The organism is Azospirillum sp. A1-3 (assembly GCF_023806445.1).
Classification (GTDB): domain Bacteria; phylum Pseudomonadota; class Alphaproteobacteria; order Azospirillales; family Azospirillaceae; genus Azospirillum.
The window spans coordinates 492,579-507,431 of sequence record NZ_JAMSLU010000003.1; the positions used below are offsets into that span (position 1 = coordinate 492,579).

15 protein-coding genes and 1 tRNA gene are annotated in these 14,853 nt (G+C 67.1%); 7 read left to right on the plus strand and 9 right to left on the minus strand.

The features are described from left to right. Positions 1-2: 2 nt before the first annotated feature. The 4 genes from nagZ to M5E06_RS20025 are packed head-to-tail and all read right to left on the minus strand — an operon-like array spanning position 3 to position 5,145. Positions 3-1,094, minus strand: coding sequence for a beta-N-acetylhexosaminidase (gene nagZ / locus M5E06_RS20010; RefSeq protein WP_252139691.1), 1,092 nt, complete (start codon positions 1,092-1,094; stop codon positions 3-5). Beyond that, positions 1,066-2,130, minus strand: coding sequence for an SPOR domain-containing protein (locus M5E06_RS20015; RefSeq protein ID WP_252139692.1), 1,065 nt, complete (start codon positions 2,128-2,130; stop codon positions 1,066-1,068). Before M5E06_RS20015 ends, nagZ begins: the two co-directional genes overlap by 29 nt. Continuing rightward, entirely contained in the window at positions 2,127-3,887 is a 1,761-nt protein-coding gene (gene argS, locus M5E06_RS20020) for an arginine--tRNA ligase (protein ID WP_252139693.1), read from the minus strand. Before argS ends, M5E06_RS20015 begins: the two co-directional genes overlap by 4 nt. A gap of 58 nt (positions 3,888-3,945) precedes the next feature. Further along, positions 3,946-5,145, minus strand: coding sequence for a deoxyguanosinetriphosphate triphosphohydrolase (locus M5E06_RS20025; RefSeq protein WP_252139694.1), 1,200 nt, complete (start codon positions 5,143-5,145; stop codon positions 3,946-3,948). 192 nt (positions 5,146-5,337) lie between these two features. Here M5E06_RS20025 and erpA point away from each other — a divergent pair, with 192 nt between their 5' ends. The 4 genes from erpA to M5E06_RS20045 all read left to right on the plus strand — a co-directional run bounded on the left by erpA (position 5,338) and on the right by M5E06_RS20045 (position 7,398). Then, complete coding sequence (gene erpA, locus M5E06_RS20030) at positions 5,338-5,694, plus strand: iron-sulfur cluster insertion protein ErpA (RefSeq protein ID WP_252139695.1); 357 nt, start codon at positions 5,338-5,340, stop codon at positions 5,692-5,694. 62 nt (positions 5,695-5,756) lie between these two features. Further along, positions 5,757-6,530 (plus strand): exodeoxyribonuclease III, encoded by a 774-nt coding sequence (xth, locus tag M5E06_RS20035; protein ID WP_252139696.1) that lies wholly within the window; start codon positions 5,757-5,759, stop codon positions 6,528-6,530. Between the two features lie 120 nt (positions 6,531-6,650). Continuing rightward, positions 6,651-7,223, plus strand: a complete 573-nt coding sequence (locus M5E06_RS20040) for a hypothetical protein (RefSeq protein ID WP_252139697.1) — start codon at positions 6,651-6,653, stop codon at positions 7,221-7,223. A gap of 85 nt (positions 7,224-7,308) precedes the next feature. Beyond that, positions 7,309-7,398, plus strand: a tRNA-Ser gene (locus tag M5E06_RS20045). 82 nt (positions 7,399-7,480) lie between these two features. Here the strand turns inward: M5E06_RS20045 and M5E06_RS20050 are convergent. Continuing rightward, positions 7,481-8,131: a YajG family lipoprotein gene (locus M5E06_RS20050; RefSeq protein ID WP_252139698.1), complete on the minus strand. Its 651-nt coding sequence runs from the start codon at positions 8,129-8,131 to the stop codon at positions 7,481-7,483. After that, positions 8,124-8,642: an outer membrane lipoprotein gene (locus M5E06_RS20055; protein ID WP_252139699.1), complete on the minus strand. Its 519-nt coding sequence runs from the start codon at positions 8,640-8,642 to the stop codon at positions 8,124-8,126. The genes M5E06_RS20050 and M5E06_RS20055 overlap by 8 nt, the downstream gene beginning before the upstream one ends. Before the next feature lie 242 nt (positions 8,643-8,884). Here M5E06_RS20055 and M5E06_RS20060 point away from each other — a divergent pair, with 242 nt between their 5' ends. The 3 genes from M5E06_RS20060 to pepN all read left to right on the plus strand — a co-directional run bounded on the left by M5E06_RS20060 (position 8,885) and on the right by pepN (position 12,766). Then, the gene (locus tag M5E06_RS20060; RefSeq protein WP_109153050.1) at positions 8,885-9,325 is read left to right on the plus strand and encodes a hypothetical protein; all 441 of its coding nucleotides are present in this window, start codon (positions 8,885-8,887) and stop codon (positions 9,323-9,325) included. A gap of 25 nt (positions 9,326-9,350) precedes the next feature. Further along, a complete protein-coding gene (locus M5E06_RS20065; RefSeq protein ID WP_252139700.1) occupies positions 9,351-9,968 on the plus strand; it encodes a hypothetical protein in 618 nt (205 codons plus the stop codon). A gap of 140 nt (positions 9,969-10,108) precedes the next feature. Continuing rightward, a complete protein-coding gene (gene pepN / locus M5E06_RS20070; RefSeq protein ID WP_252139701.1) occupies positions 10,109-12,766 on the plus strand; it encodes an aminopeptidase N in 2,658 nt (885 codons plus the stop codon). Positions 12,767-12,903: 137 nt separating this feature from the next. On the opposite strand, the gene M5E06_RS20075 is transcribed toward pepN, so the two are convergent. The 3 genes from M5E06_RS20075 to M5E06_RS20085 all read right to left on the minus strand — a co-directional run bounded on the left by M5E06_RS20075 (position 12,904) and on the right by M5E06_RS20085 (position 14,733). Further along, the gene (locus tag M5E06_RS20075) at positions 12,904-13,284 is read right to left on the minus strand and encodes a c-type cytochrome (RefSeq protein WP_252139702.1); all 381 of its coding nucleotides are present in this window, start codon (positions 13,282-13,284) and stop codon (positions 12,904-12,906) included. A 130-nt stretch (positions 13,285-13,414) separates the two neighbouring features. Beyond that, entirely contained in the window at positions 13,415-14,134 is a 720-nt protein-coding gene (locus M5E06_RS20080) for an SRPBCC family protein (protein WP_252139703.1), read from the minus strand. 158 nt (positions 14,135-14,292) lie between these two features. After that, entirely contained in the window at positions 14,293-14,733 is a 441-nt protein-coding gene (locus M5E06_RS20085) for a hypothetical protein (RefSeq protein WP_252139704.1), read from the minus strand. Positions 14,734-14,853: the final 120 nt, after the last annotated feature.

Sequence of the window (14,853 nt, forward strand, 5' to 3'; positions counted from 1 at the left end):
CGTCAGGCTTGGGCCGTGCCGAGAAGCTCGGCCAGCCGGGTCGTCAATGCCGCGATGTCCGCCGGTTCCGGCGCGTGGCGCATCGCCTCCGCCCGCGCCCAGCGCTCGGCCGCCGCCCCGCTCAGCACCGGCACGGCGTCGATCAGAGACCGCATCTCGGCCAGATCGCCGTTGCAGTGGAGCACGACATCCATGCCGGCCGCCAGCACCGCTTCCGCCCGCGTCCTCGGGTCGCCCTGCAGCGCGTTCATCGACAGATCGTCGCTGAACAGCAGCCCGTCGAAGCCGATGGACGGCCCCCGCACCACCTCGCGCACCACGATGGCGGAGGTGCTGGCCGGGGCGGTCGGGTCGATGGCCTTCAGAACCACATGCGCCACCATCGCCAGCGGCAGGTCGGCCAGCGCGCGGAAGGGGGCGAAGTCGGTGGCTTCCAGCGTCGCGCGATCGGCCTCCACCACCGGCAGCTCGGCATGGCTGTCGGCGAAGGCGCGTCCGTGACCGGGGATATGCTTGACCACCGGCAGCACGCCCCCGGCCAGCAGCCCGTCGGCGGTGGCGCGGGCGAGATCGATCACCAGGGCGGGGTCGCGCGAGAAGGCGCGGTCGCCGATGATGTCATGCGCGCCCTCCACCGGAACGTCGCAGACCGGGGCGCAATCGACCGTGATGCCGACCTCCGCCAGCATGTGGGCGAGCAGCCGGCCATTGATCCAGGCAGCTTCGCGCCCGGCGGCGGCGTCGCGTTCGGCGAGCGCGCCGAACACGCCCATCGGCGGGTGGGCCGGCCAATGCGGCGGGCGCATCCGCGCGACCCGGCCGCCCTCCTGGTCGATCAGCACCGGGGCGTCCGGCCGACCGACGCTGGCGCGCAGATCGTCCACCAGCCGGCGCATCTGGTCGCGGCTGTCGCAGTTGCGGCGGAACAGGATGAAGCCGAGCGGATCGGCGTCGCGGAAGAAGGCGGCCTCGTCGGGCGTCACCTCCAGCCCGGCGCAGCCGAAGACGACCGCGCGCGGACGGGCAACCGGGGTGGCGGGGTCCACTAGGTTACGACCCACCGAATCAGGGACGGACAACCACACACCCCACATTCTGTGCGCGCAGCTGGGCGCAGACGGACTTGGCCCGCGCCTCGTCGGCACCGGCGCCCTGCACCCGATAGAAGACGCCCTTCGGCCCGAGATCGACCTTCGCGACATGCATCGACAGGCCGCCAAGCGCATCGGAATGGCGCCCGGCCAGACGGCGCCATTCGGCCGCGGCCTCGCCTTCGCTGCGCACCGACGCCAGCTGGACCCGCCAGCCGCCGCTGCCGCCGACAACAGCGGGCGTGGGGGCGGGCATGGCGGCGGGCGCGGCCTTCGCCGGCTGAGGCGCCGCCTTGGCCGGGGCAGCCGGCAGCGAGACGGCCTCCAGCTTGGCGATCAGCTGTCCCATCGACGGAGCGGCATTCTGCTGGACCGGCGGCGGAGCGGGGGGCTTCGCCGTAGAGGCCTGCTGCTGGACAACCGGCTTGGGCGGAGCGGCGGGCGGCTGCTGCGGCTTGGCGACTACGCTGGGCGGCGCCTGGGTGGCTTGGGTCTGAACCGGCGGCGCGGCGGCCGGGTCCGTGGCGGACAGGCCGGGTGCCGGCTCCGGGGCGGCCAGCGGGGCAACAGCCGCGACCGCCGCGGCGACGCTGTCGCGCGGCACGGTGGCGGTGGAGCCCGGCGGCAGCTGGGCCACCGACGGGACCGACGGCAGCGGCACCACGGCCGGCATCTGCGGCGTCACCACCGGGCGCGGCAGCGGCACCTCCGGCGGCGGCAGCAGCCGTTCCACCTGATTGCCGCGCCCACCGTCATGGTCGCGCAGCCGCTCATAGGCCAGGATGTCCTGGTGCGGCACCTCCATGCCGCCCGGCTGATCGGGACGCGTCTTGGGCGGGGTGGGATCCGCGGCCAGCAGCGGCGGGCCGTCGCCGGACAGCCGGTCATGCCCGCGAAGTCCGACGACCGCCGCACCGGCGAAGGCAACGACGCCGACCACGGCGAAGCCGAGCGCCAGCAGCCCGCGCTTGTTCGCGGACTGTCGGGGCGGCATCCCATAGGGATTGGCCGCGTAGTTGACGTCGCCGTCGTACCTCATGAACGCAGTTCCTCCACCGGTTCGACACCCATCACCTTGAGACCCGACGCGATGACCGTTGCCACCGCGGCGATCAGCGCCAGACGGGCCGTCGTCAACTCCGCATCGCCCTCGATCAGGAAGCGCAGCGAGGCATCGTCGCGGCCCCGGTTCCACAGCGCGTGGAAGTCGCTCGCGAGATCGTAGAGGAAGAAGGCGATGCGGTGCGGCTCATGCGCCTCCGCCGCCGCCTCGACCACGCGCGGCCAGGTGGCCATGCGCTTGGCCAGCGCCATCTCCTCCTCCGCATCCAGCCGGGCGAGATTCGCCGAAGCCGCCAGCGCCGCCGGCGTCTGGTCCAGCTGCGGCAGCGCCGTCGCGGCATGGCGCAGGACCGAGCGGCAGCGGGCGTGGGCATACTGCACGTAGAAGACCGGGTTGTCCTTCGACTGCTCCGTCACCTTGGCGAAGTCGAAATCCAGCGTCTGGTCGTTGCGGCGGGTCAGCATGATGAAGCGGACCACGTCCTTGCCGACCTGATCGATGACGTCGCGCAGCGTCACGAAGGTGCCGGCGCGCTTGGACATCTTCACCGGCTGGCCGTTCTGCATCAGATGGACCAGCTGGCAGAGCTTCACGTCCAGCGAGGCCTTGCCCTCGGTCACCGCGGTGGTCGCCGATTGCATGCGCTTGACGTAGCCGCCATGGTCGGCGCCCCACACGTCGATCAGGCTGCCGAAACCGCGCTTATACTTGTCAAAGTGATAGGCGATGTCGTTCGAGAAATAGGTGAAGGAGCCGTCCGACTTCTTCAGCGGCCGGTCGACGTCGTCACCGAAATCGGTGGACTTGAACAGGGTCTGCGGGCGCGGCTCCCAATCGTCGGGCTTCTTGCCCTTCGGCGGCTCCAGCACGCCGGTGTAGATCAGGCCGCGTTCCTCCAGCGCCGTCAGCGCCTTGTCGACCGCACCGGCGGTGACCAGCGCGCGCTCGCTGCTGTAGACGTCCATGGTGACGCCCAGCACGCCGAGATCCCCCTTGATCCAGCCCATGATCATGGAAATCGCGAAGTCGCGGCAGGCCGGCAGCCATTCGGACTCGTCGGTGTCGATCCAGCGGTTGCCGTCACGCTCCGCTAGGGCCTGACCGACCTCCTTCAGATACTCGCCGGGATAAAGGCCGGCCGGGATCTCGCCCACCTCCTCGCCCAGCGCCTCGCGGTAGCGGATGAAGGTGGACCGCCCCAGCACATCGACCTGGGCGCCGGCATCGTTGATGTAGTATTCCCGGCTGACGGCGTAGCCGGCCTTTTCCAGCAGCGAGGCCAGCGCGTCGCCGAACACGGCGCCGCGACCATGGGCAGCGTGCAGCGGACCGGTCGGGTTGGCCGACACATACTCCACATTGACCGGCGTCTTGCCGCCCAGGTCGCTGTCGCCATAGGCGGTGCCGGCGTTGAGCACGTCGCGGATGCGGTCGCGCCAGACGTCCGGCGTCAGGCGCAGGTTGACGAAGCCCGGACCGGCGATCTCGACCGACGCCACGTCGGCGCGGCCCTTCAGCTTGGCGACCAGCAGTTCAGCCAGGGCGCGCGGCGCCATCTTCGCCGGCTTCGCCAGGATCATGGCGGCGTTGGTGGACAGGTCGCCATGCGAGGCCTCGCGCGGCGGCTCGACCGTCAGACGGCTGCTGTCCAGCCCGGCGGGGATGGCACCCTCCGCGGCTAGCTCTTCCAGCAGCTTGCGAATATCGGTCTCGAAGGCCTTGAAAATATTCATCGTCTCAGGTCGTCTTTTCAGGAGGTCACAGGAGCCTCGCGGCTCAGGTCTTCACGCGTCAGGTTTTTACATGCAGGTCGAACAGCCGGTCATGTTCGGCCAGCGCGTAGCGGTCGGTCATGCCGGCGATATAGTCGGCCACATGGCGGGCACGCACCGCAAGGTCGGCGTCGCCGCCTGCCTTGGCGATGTCGCGCTGCCATTCGGTCGGCAGGGTGTTGGGCTCGTCCATGAACAGTTCGAACAGGGCGCGCACCACGCGCTTGCACTTGCTCATCTCGCGGTTCACGCGATAGTGCCGATACATGCGCTGGCGCAGGAAGGCGCGCAATGGCCGCTGCGCCTCCAGCATGCCGTCGGAGAAGCTGACCATCGCCAGCGGCAGGGCGCGCAATTTGGCAGCGCTTCCCGGCTTGTGCTCCGCCAGCCGCCGCCGCGTCTCCGTCACCAGATCGACGACCATGGCGTTGATCATCCGCCGCACCGTCTCGTGGATCAGGCGCGAACGCTCCAGCCCCGGATACCGGTCACAGACCTCGCGGATGATCGGGCCGACCAGCGGCAGTTCCGCCACCTCCTCGACCGTGAACAGGCCGGCGCGCAGGCCGTCGTCGATGTCGTGGTTGTTGTAGGCGATGTCGTCGGCCAGCGCCGCCACCTGCGCCTCGGCCCCCGGATTGGTGTGCAGCTCCAGATCCCATTCGCCCTGGAAGGCGGCGATCGTCGTCGGCAGCCGCTGTCCGGGCAGCAACGGCAACAGCGGGCCGTTGTGCTTGACCACGCCCTCCACCGCTTCCCAGGTCAGGTTCAGCCCGTCGAACTCGGCATAGCGCCGTTCCAGCCGCGTCAGGATGCGCAGGGTCTGGTCGTTGTGGGCGAAGCCGCCGAACGGCTCCATGCAGGCGTTCAGCGCGTCTTCGCCGGCATGGCCGAAGGGGGTGTGGCCAAGGTCGTGGGCCAGCGCCACCGCCTCCGCCAAATCCTCGTTCAGGCCGAGCGTGCGGCTGATGGAGCGCGCGATCTGCGCAACCTCCAGGCTGTGGGTCAGCCGGGTGCGGTAATAGTCGCCCTCGTGATAGACGAAGACCTGCGTCTTGTGCTTCAGCCGGCGGAAGGCCCCGGAATGCACGATGCGGTCGCGGTCGCGCTGAAAGCACGAGCGCGTCGGGCTTTCAGGCTCCGCCGTCAGCCGCCCGCGCGTGTCCGCCGGGTTGCAGGCAAAGGGAGCCAGCCGATCGTGGGAACAGTCCGCCGTCATGGGGCGGACACTACCGGCGGGAAAACGCAGGCGCAACGGCGAAGGCGTGCTATGCCCCGCCCCCCGGCGCTGCCGGCGGACAAGCGTGCCAGAAGCGCAACGGTTTGGCGCAAGGGTGCCCATACTTTGACGAAGCCCCCGATCCCCCTTACATTTGTCGCAACTCCCGCACCGCACCAGAGGGGCCATCCCATGCCCGACACCGCACTCCCCACCGATGCCCGCATCCTCGGCGTCAGCGAAAGCGCCGCCAAGCGCGTCGCCTTCCTGATCGAGCAGGAGGGCAATCCCAACCTGATGCTGCGCCTGACCGTCTCCGGCGGCGGCTGCTCCGGCTTCCAGTACGGCTTCACCTTCGACGAGACCGCGACCGACGAGGACCATGTCTTCGAGAAGGACGGCACGAAGGTGGTCACCGACGACGCCTCGCTCGACCTGCTGGCCGGCGCGACGCTGGATTATGTCGAGGACCTGATGGGCGCCGCCTTCCAGATCAAGAACCCGAACGCCACCGCGTCCTGCGGCTGCGGCAACTCATTCGCGGTTTAGGGCCGCGGTCTAAGGCCACGGTTCGACCTCACAAGACCAAGAAAAGAAGGCAGGCCTGTTTCGTGAAGATCGCCACCTGGAACGTCAACTCGGCGAAGGCCCGCCTTCCGCTGATCACCGACTGGCTGCGCGCGGCGTCCCCGGACGTCGTGCTCTTCCAGGAAATCAAATGCGAGACCGCCGCCTTCCCGCGCGCGGCGTTCGAGGATCTCGGCTATCACGTCAATGCCGTCGGGCAGAAGGCCTATAATGGCGTGGCATTGCTGTCCAAGACCCCGGCGGAAGACGTGCTGACCCGCCTGCCGGGAGAGCCGGAGGACGAACAGGCCCGCTATGTCGAGGCCACCGTGTCCGGCGTGCGCATCGCCTCGCTCTACCTGCCCAACGGCAACCCGGTGCCGGGGGAGAAGTTCGCCTACAAGCTGCGCTGGATGGACCGGCTGTACGACCACGCCCGCGGCCTGCTGGTGCAGGAAATCCCGGTGGTGCTGGGCGGCGATTACAACATCATCCCGGAGGCACGCGACGTCTTCTCGCCGCAGGCCTTCGCCGGCGACGCGCTGTTCCGCCCGGAATCGAAGGCCAAGTTCCGCGCCCTGCTGAATCTAGGCCTGACCGAGGCGTACCGCGCCCTGCATGACGACGACCGCGCCTATACCTTCTGGGATTATCAGGCCGGCAGCTGGCCGCGCGACAACGGCCTGCGCATCGACCATTTCCTGCTGTCACCCCAGGCCGCCGACCGTCTGGCCGGCTGCACCATCGACCGCGGCCCGCGCGGCCTGGAGAAGGCCTCCGACCACACCCCCGTCATCCTGGACCTGCGCGACGCCTGACCGCTGCTGTGGAATCCGCGTGACAAAAAGCATTTTGTTAAAACTTTCGCTTCTAGGATGACTGCGCGCCCCGGACGACAACCGGGCGGGCGCGGTCATCGGGGGGAGCGACGGGCGGGCATGGCGTGGGGGGGCGACAACGGCCGGGAACGGGTGAAATCTCTGCTGGCGGCATTGGAACGTCAGGCGACCGAGGCCTCCCAGCTTGCCGAGCGCGCCCAGCGCGATATGGGCGACGACCGCTTCGCCTCCTTCCTCGACTTCCGCCGCAAGGTGGAGGAAATCCGCGCCCTCTTCGCCCTGACCGAAGAGCATCTGCAAGGCGTGGACGAGTCGCGTCTCAGCGATCTGCGTGCCGAGTTCGAGCGGATGGATCTGTTGCTGACCCGCATGCTGGTGCGGGCGATGCGCAATTACTTCTCCGGCATGCGCGAGGATCAGGTCCTGCCCATCGGCGCCCGCGAGCTGTTCGAGCCCGAACTGCGCAGCATCGACCAGACCCGCACCCGCCTGCTCGGACCCCGCTATGCCGACCGCGTGGCGCCGGAGATTCTGGACGATCTGGACGCCACGGCGGAGTTGATCCGCAAGACGATAGCCCGCGCCCCCAGTCTGCCAGACTTCTCCGACAGCCCCAGCCCGCCCAAACCGACCCGCCGCCTGCGCACCCTGGGCCGCCCGATCCGGAACTGACTGGCCGCAACTGACGGGCAAATCACAGAACCTTGCGCGCGACACTTGACCCACCGCGACGCATTCGCTACTCCCGTGTGCCGAAGGATGGGTGGCCGAGCGGTTTAAGGCTCCAGTCTTGAAAACTGGCGTAGGTGCAAGCCTACCGTGGGTTCGAATCCCACCCCATCCGCCAGATCACGATCCCCGTTGGATCGGTGGACCGTGCGAGCCCAACACCGACTGCGAACTCGCGTCCGCTCAACCGCAAACGAAGGTCAGGACGTCGGCAAAGCCGAGACTTTCGGCTTGGTGCCAGCCTGCAATAGGGCCTGGTGCAGGTTCGTGTCCTGAACGACCAGTTGAACGGCGTCCCTCAGCGCGGCCGACAAGGCCGGTACGGCCTGCTCACCCATCATGAGCATGACATCCTTGTTCACCCCGACCGCCCGGTAACTCCGGCTATAGACCAGGGTGCCGTCCTGTCGTTTCGCCGTCAGATCGAATGCGACCTCCGCGACTGCTTCCGCCGACCAAAAACCGGGTTTGAAATCGTTGTAGAAGTTGGTGGTCTGTACCGTGATGGCGATGCCGCCGGGGCCAATATTGAAGCCAAGGGAGGCCAGTTCGGCCTGCACCGCTTGGCTGACTTCGGCCACCACGTCGTTGGAGGCGGTGATCTTCGCCATCTCCATTCCGTAGCCGTTCTTCTTCGTCGATACCCGGTCCCGGTTCGACACGCGGCCATCAGCAGCGGTCACGCTGATGGTCACGTCCTGGGCCCCCTGGACCACCGAGATATTCGATGGAGCGGAGTATTTGACGGCGATGGAATCCTCGGTCAACGCGCAACCGGAAACCAGCGCCGCGAGCAGAGCACAGACAATTACCCGGATCATCTTATTCTTGTCCTGCAGGGTTTCAATCAACGACTTTGATGCCTTGCGGCCGGGCGATCTGGTTCGGCAGGTGATCGGCAGGCAGAACGCGCTGGTATGTTCCGTTGGCCTGCACCATCACGCGCTCGGACGGATTGAACACGCGGTCACCCGCCGCCTGCTCCTGAACGATGGTGATGGTTTTCCCATTCGCGAGGGTGATGGTGTACTCGATCCCGATGCGGTCGCTGGCGGCCTGCTCGGCCATCGCTCCAATCGCGGCACCCACAAGGACGCCGCCCAGAATCGCCGCGACGTTCCCGGACCCCTGCCCCACGTTCGACATCGCCAGACCGCCGGCCGTTCCGCCAACGACGCCCCCGACACCCGTGTTCTGTCCCCGAATGTCCACCTGACGCGATGCCACCACCGTCCCGAACTCGACAACCGACGCCCGGCCGACATCCTGGAAGCTATAGCGACTTTGCCCCTGGGTTGCACAACCGGCAAGGCTGCCGGACAGGCATATTCCTGCGGCAACTGAGATCAAAAGCTTCCGCATTGCTAATCGAACTCCGTTAATGAGATAATGTTCTATTCATATCAACCTAAGAATGGCATAGCTACTTTCAGCTGTCGATAACGGCATTATACAAAACCAGCGCTCGCCGAAGACGCCACCTGCCCGGCATTGCCTTCGAACGGGCCCCGCCAAACCGCATACCTTCATATGACCCCCACCCTTTTGCGCCTCCCCGATTGCTCTGCTAGCGTCCCATCCGGAGAATGGGAGGGGCGCGGACCATGGGACTCATCAGCTTTCTGAAAAAGACCGCCGCCGGTCATACCGACCGGCAGAAGCAGGCTCGGTACGACCGTGCGAACGCGCGGGCCAACGAGTACATGGAGGTGGCGCAGTGGTATGCCGAGGAAGGCGACGGCAACCCGCGCATCCTGCAGAATTATCAGGAACTTTCGGCTCTGCCCTTCCGCCAGGGACATGCGGCGACGCTGGTCGGCTACCGCAACGACATCACGCGCAAGCTGGGCCACGCCGCCCACATCGGCACCCGGCAGAACCCGTGGATCGCCGCCTTCCTGCGGCCGGACGACGGCACCGTCTATTGCGCCTATGTGCTGCTGCGCGACGACAACCAGCAGTTCGCGCTGATGAAGGCCTACTGGTTCCTGTCCGGCAACGAGACGGAGGCCGGATACAAGCGCCCCGTCTTCGGCGTCCTCTGATCCATCCAGCAGGAAAGTCGCGCACATGCCGAACATCGCCGATCTGGTCGCGAATCCGGAAAGCTTCCTCAAGAACAACCTGATCTGGATCCAGTATCAGGCCTACCAGCCCAACTACCGCGTCGGCGGCGTCAAGAGCTTCAGCCTCAGCGACGACGGCATGAACTGCACCCGCAAGGGCACCGGCATCGTCTCGCAGTTTACGACCAAGAACGCCAAGGTCTGGTCGGTGCGCTACGACCAGGGCAACCAGCCGGACAGCTGGAACGCCTATTGGTTGCCCTATGATCAGGATTTCAAGCATCTCGTCGTGCTGGACGACGAGGCCGACGTGATGTTCACGCCGACGATGGACGGCTGCTCCTTCGGTTTCAGCGATCATGGCGGCGGCACCTACTCCGCCTCCCACGGCAATCTGCAGACCGCTCAGGGACGGATCGACGAGGCCGGACTGCGCCAAGGCATGCGCATGCATGGCACCACCCTGCACAAGTCGCAATACATGAACGTGCCGGGCACCGACGGGGTCAAGGTCACGCTGGTTGGGGTGCGCAACGGCAAGAAATGGCGCTTCTTCTATCAGCAATACATCGACCAGATGGGCGCCTTCACCCTGCTGAAGGTCGCGCAGGTCAAGAGATAGGGCATTCCCGGGGCGCGCGCCGCGCCCCTCCCCCATTCCCACTCAAGACAGCCCGTTCCCGCCTTGCTACAGTCCTTGTCCCTCGGACCTGTCCCGACCGGCTTGATCCGCAAGACAGACACAGACCAGAGACAAGGCACATGGACAAAGGCACGCCGAAGGCCATCCGGCTTCAGGACTATCGCCCGCCGGCGCATCTGATCGACACGGTCGACCTGTTCGTCGACCTGGGCGAGGATGTCACCACCGTCCGCGCGGTGCTCGCGATCCGCCGCAACCCGGCCCGCCCCGATGCCGCGACGGAGCCGCTGTCGCTCGACGGGCAGAGGCTGGATCTGGTGTCGGTGGCGCTGGACGGCAGGACTCTGGGGCCGGACGAATTCACCGTCACCCCCGATCACCTGATCGTGCTGGAGGTGCCGGACAGCTTCACCCTGGAAACCATCGTCCGCATCAAGCCGCAGGAGAACACGGCGCTGGAAGGGCTCTACAAGTCCTCCGGCAACTTCTGCACGCAATGCGAGGCGGAAGGCTTCCGCAAGATCACCTATTTCGCCGACCGGCCGGACGTGATGGCGCGCTACAGCACCACCATCACCGCGGACAAGGCGCGCTATCCGGTGCTGCTGTCCAACGGCAATCTGGCCGCGTCGGACGATTCGGAAGACGGCCGCCACTGGGCGCGCTGGGAGGACCCCTTCCCCAAGCCCTGCTACCTGTTCGCGCTGGTCGCCGGCAAGCTTGTCCATGGCGAGGACCATTTCCGCACCGCGTCCGGCCGCGACGTGACGCTGCGCATCTATGTGGAGCCAGGGAACGAGGACAAGATCGACCACGCCATGCGCTCGCTCATCAAGTCGATGCGCTGGGATGAAGAGGTCTATGGTCTGGAATACGACCTCGACATCTTCAACATCGTCGCGGTCGGCGATTTCAACATGGGGGCGATGGAAAACAAGTCGCTCAACGTCTTCAACACCAAATACATCCTGGCCAAGCCGGAAACCGCGACCGATACCGATTTCCTCAACATCGAGGCGGTGGTCGCGCACGAGTATTTCCACAACTGGACCGGCAACCGCGTCACTTGCCGCGACTGGTTCCAGTTGTCGCTGAAGGAAGGGCTGACCGTCTTCCGCGATCAGGAATTCTCGTCCGATATGCATTCCCGCGCGGTGAAGCGCATCGCCGACGTCCAGGGGCTGCGCACCGTGCAGTTCCAGGAGGATGCCGGCGCCATGGCCCATCCGGTGCGCCCGGACAGCTATGTCGAGATCAACAACTTCTACACCCCCACCGTCTACAACAAGGGTGCGGAAGTCATCCGCATGATCCACACGCTGTTGGGGCCGGAAAAGTACCGCAAGGGTACCGACCTTTACTTCCAGCGTCATGACGGACAGGCGGTCACCTGCGACGATTTCGTCGCCGCCATGGCCGATGCCAGCGACGTCGACCTGACCCAGTTCCAGCTGTGGTACCGCCAGTCCGGCACGCCGGAACTGGACATCGCCGGCAGCTACGATTCGGCCGCCAAAACCTTCACCCTGACGGTGAAGCAGACGGTGCCGCCGACGCCGGGCCAACCGACCAAGCAGCCGATGCACATCCCGATGGTGGTCGGGCTGCTCGGCCCGGACGGGCAGGACCTGCCGCTGCGCCTGGATGGTGAGGACGCGGCCGCCGGCACCAGCCGCATCCTGCATGTGACGGCGGAAAACCAGAGCTTCACCTTCCGCGACATCCCGGCCCGGCCGGTGCCCTCGCTGCTGCGCGGCTTCTCCGCCCCGGTGAAGCTGAAGACCGACCTGACCGACGCCGACCTCACCTTCCTGATGGCGCACGACAGCGACGCCTTCAACCGGTGGGAGGCCGGACAGATTCTCGGTACCCGCATCCTGCTCGGCCTCGTCGCCGACCAGCAGGCCGGGCGCGATCTGGTGCTGCCGGAGGGCTATGCTGACGCCTTCGCCAAGATCCTGGACGATGCGCAGCGCGACCCGGCCTTCGCCGCCCAGGCGCTGGTGCTGCCGACGGAGGCCTATCTCGGCACCCAGATGCCGGTGGTCGATCCCGACGCCATCCACGCGGTGCGGGAATTCGCCCGCAAGACACTGGCCGGGCGCCTGCGGGCCAAGTTCCTCGACCTCTACCGCCGCAACAGCAGCCAGGAGCCCTTCTCGGTCGATGCCGAAGCCATCGGCAAGCGGGCGCTGAAGAACCTGTGCCTTGCATATCTGATGGCACTGGAGGACGCGGAGGCACTGGAGCTGTGCCTGACGCAGTACCGCACCGCCCAGGGCATGACCGACGAGATCGCGGCGCTGCAGTTCCTGTCCAACGCCGCCTCGCCGGAAGGAGAGAAGGCGCTTGCCGACTTCTATGAGCGCTGGAAGGGCGAGGCGCTGGTGGTCGACAAGTGGTTCAGCGTGCAGGCGATGTCGCACCGCGCCGACACGCTGGCCCGCGTCACCGCCCTGCTCGGCCATCCGGCCTTCGAGATCCGGAACCCGAACAAGGTCTATGCGCTGATCGGCGGCTTCGCCAACGGCAACCCGGTCCGCTTCCATGACGCCAGCGGCGCCGGCTATCGCTTCCTGGCCGATCAGGTCCTGCGTCTGGACCCGATGAACCCACAGGTTGCAGCCCGGCTGATGGGACCCTTCTCCCGTCTGCGGCGGTATGACGCGGCCCGTCAGGGCCTGATGAAGGCCGAATTGCAGCGGATCGTCGCCACGCCGGGCCTGTCGCCCGACGTTTACGAGGTCGCCAGCAAGAGCCTGGAAGCTGCCGGCTGAGACTCGGGACCAAAGGACTAGGCCGAAAAGCAGAGAGGCCTAAAAACGAAGGGCCGGTGGCATCGCCACCGGCCCTTTCGCCGTCCGTGATCCCCCGGCCATGATGCCCTTGGGCTTCGGACCGGGGGAAAGCGGTCTTACTTCTGTTCGGACAGGAAGGCGATCAGGTCGGCGCGCTTGGCGTCGTCCTTCAGGCCGGCGAAGGCCATCGTGCCGCCCGGGACGATTTCCTTCGGCGCCTTGATGTAGGCGTCCAGGTTCTCCGGGGTCCAGACCAGACCGCCGGCGCCCTTTTCCTTCATCGGGGCCGAATACTTGAAGCCCTCGATCGAACCGGCCGGACGGCCGACGACGCCGAACAGCGACGGACCGACCTTGTTCTTGCCCTGCTCGGCGGTGTGGCAGGCCATGCAGACCTTGAAGACGTCCTTGCCGGCGGCGGCGTCGGCCGCCTGGGCGGCACCGGCACCCATCACGACCGCGGCGATGGCGGCAACGCCCATCAACAGCTTCTTCATTCTTCGGCTTCCCTTCCGATGGATCCACCGGCCGACGGCGCCGGCCGGAATCGCGCGGCAGCATACACATTCCGTAAGGGGGTCAAACCCCCTTTGATGCCGCCGTACGACCAATGAACAATTTGCCGCGCTAATTCATCCAGGCAAGCGTCGCGAACAGAACCACAACCACAAGAAGTGCCGCCCACGGCAGGTAGAAATTGCCGGCTCCGCCCCCCTTGCCACGGCCGACCGGCAGCGGCAGCGGGATCTCCGGCGGCGGTTCCGCCATGCGGGTGGCGGGCTTCGCCGCGGGCTCGGAATAGACCGCAGGCCGGGTGGCGGCAGGTTGGGAGGCTGGCTGGGGCGCGGCGGCGGCACCGGCCGCTTCGCCCGCCACCGGTTCCACCGCCGGGGCTGTCTCCACAGGTGCCGGACCGACGATCTGGGTGAAGCGGGCAAAGAACTCCTCCGCCATCTTGCGGGCGGTGGCGTCGACCAGCCGGGAGCCGATCTGCGCCAGCTTGCCGCCGACCTGGGCCTTGGCGGTGTAGGTCAGCAGCGTGGCGCCGCCATCGTCGGCCAGCGTCACGGTGGCGCCGCCCTTGCCGAAGCCGGCGGCACCGCCCGACCCTTCGCCGGTGATGGTGTAGCCGTTGGGCGGGTCCAGGTCGGACAGGGTGACCTTGCCGGCGAATTTGGCGCTGACCGGGCCGACCTTGGCGACGACCTTGGCCGTCATCTCGGTGTCGGACTGCCGGACCACCTCCTCGCAGCCGGGAATGCACTGCCGCAGGATCTCCGGATCGTTCAGCGCCGCCCACACCGCGTCGCGGCTGGCCTCGATCCGGTGGCTTCCGCTCATATCCATGGTTCGTGGTTCCTCCAACCCAATTGCCAACCCTGATGCGGCCCTTTGCGGGCGTCTCTCGCCCCGGCTGCGGCCGGGGTTACGGTCGAGAATATGGCATTACCGGGCGCTGCGACAGCCCCGGCCGCCTCATCTCAAAGTCTTACCCGTGAACGTCCTCACCCGCGCGGCGCCATGCAGTTGCTGACGATCGGCGTGCAGGCCGACAGCGTGGCGCCGGCCGGGTAGCTGACCTGCTCCACCGTACCGCGCTGGCCGATCACCACCGTCGCCTCGCAGCCGGTGGAGGTGCTGCCGCCGACCGGCACCCCGAAGCCGAGGCCGAGCCCAACCCCGCCGCTGCCGCCGAAGCTGCCGGCGCCTATGCCGATGCTGCTGCCGGGGCTGTAGGCCACCGCCGGACGGGCGACGTAGGTGTAATATTCGCGCCCCGCCGCCGTCGCCTGACGGTCCGGCACGCCGGCACAGGCCAGCAGGTCGGCCTTGGGCATGCCGACCATGGCGGTCTGGGCGCGGCGCGCAATCTCCGGATCGGGACCGGTGGCGCAGCCGGCAAGGAGGACGGCCGTGCCGCCGAGAAGGATCATCGCAGCGCCCACGGTCCTCGCCCTACCCATGGCCTTACCCATCCCTTGGCCCATGTCTCGTCCTCCACCAGAATATCGTGTCATCGCCGGGTTCTTCTCAACCGGTTGATACAGTGCTGAAACCCCGCCGCC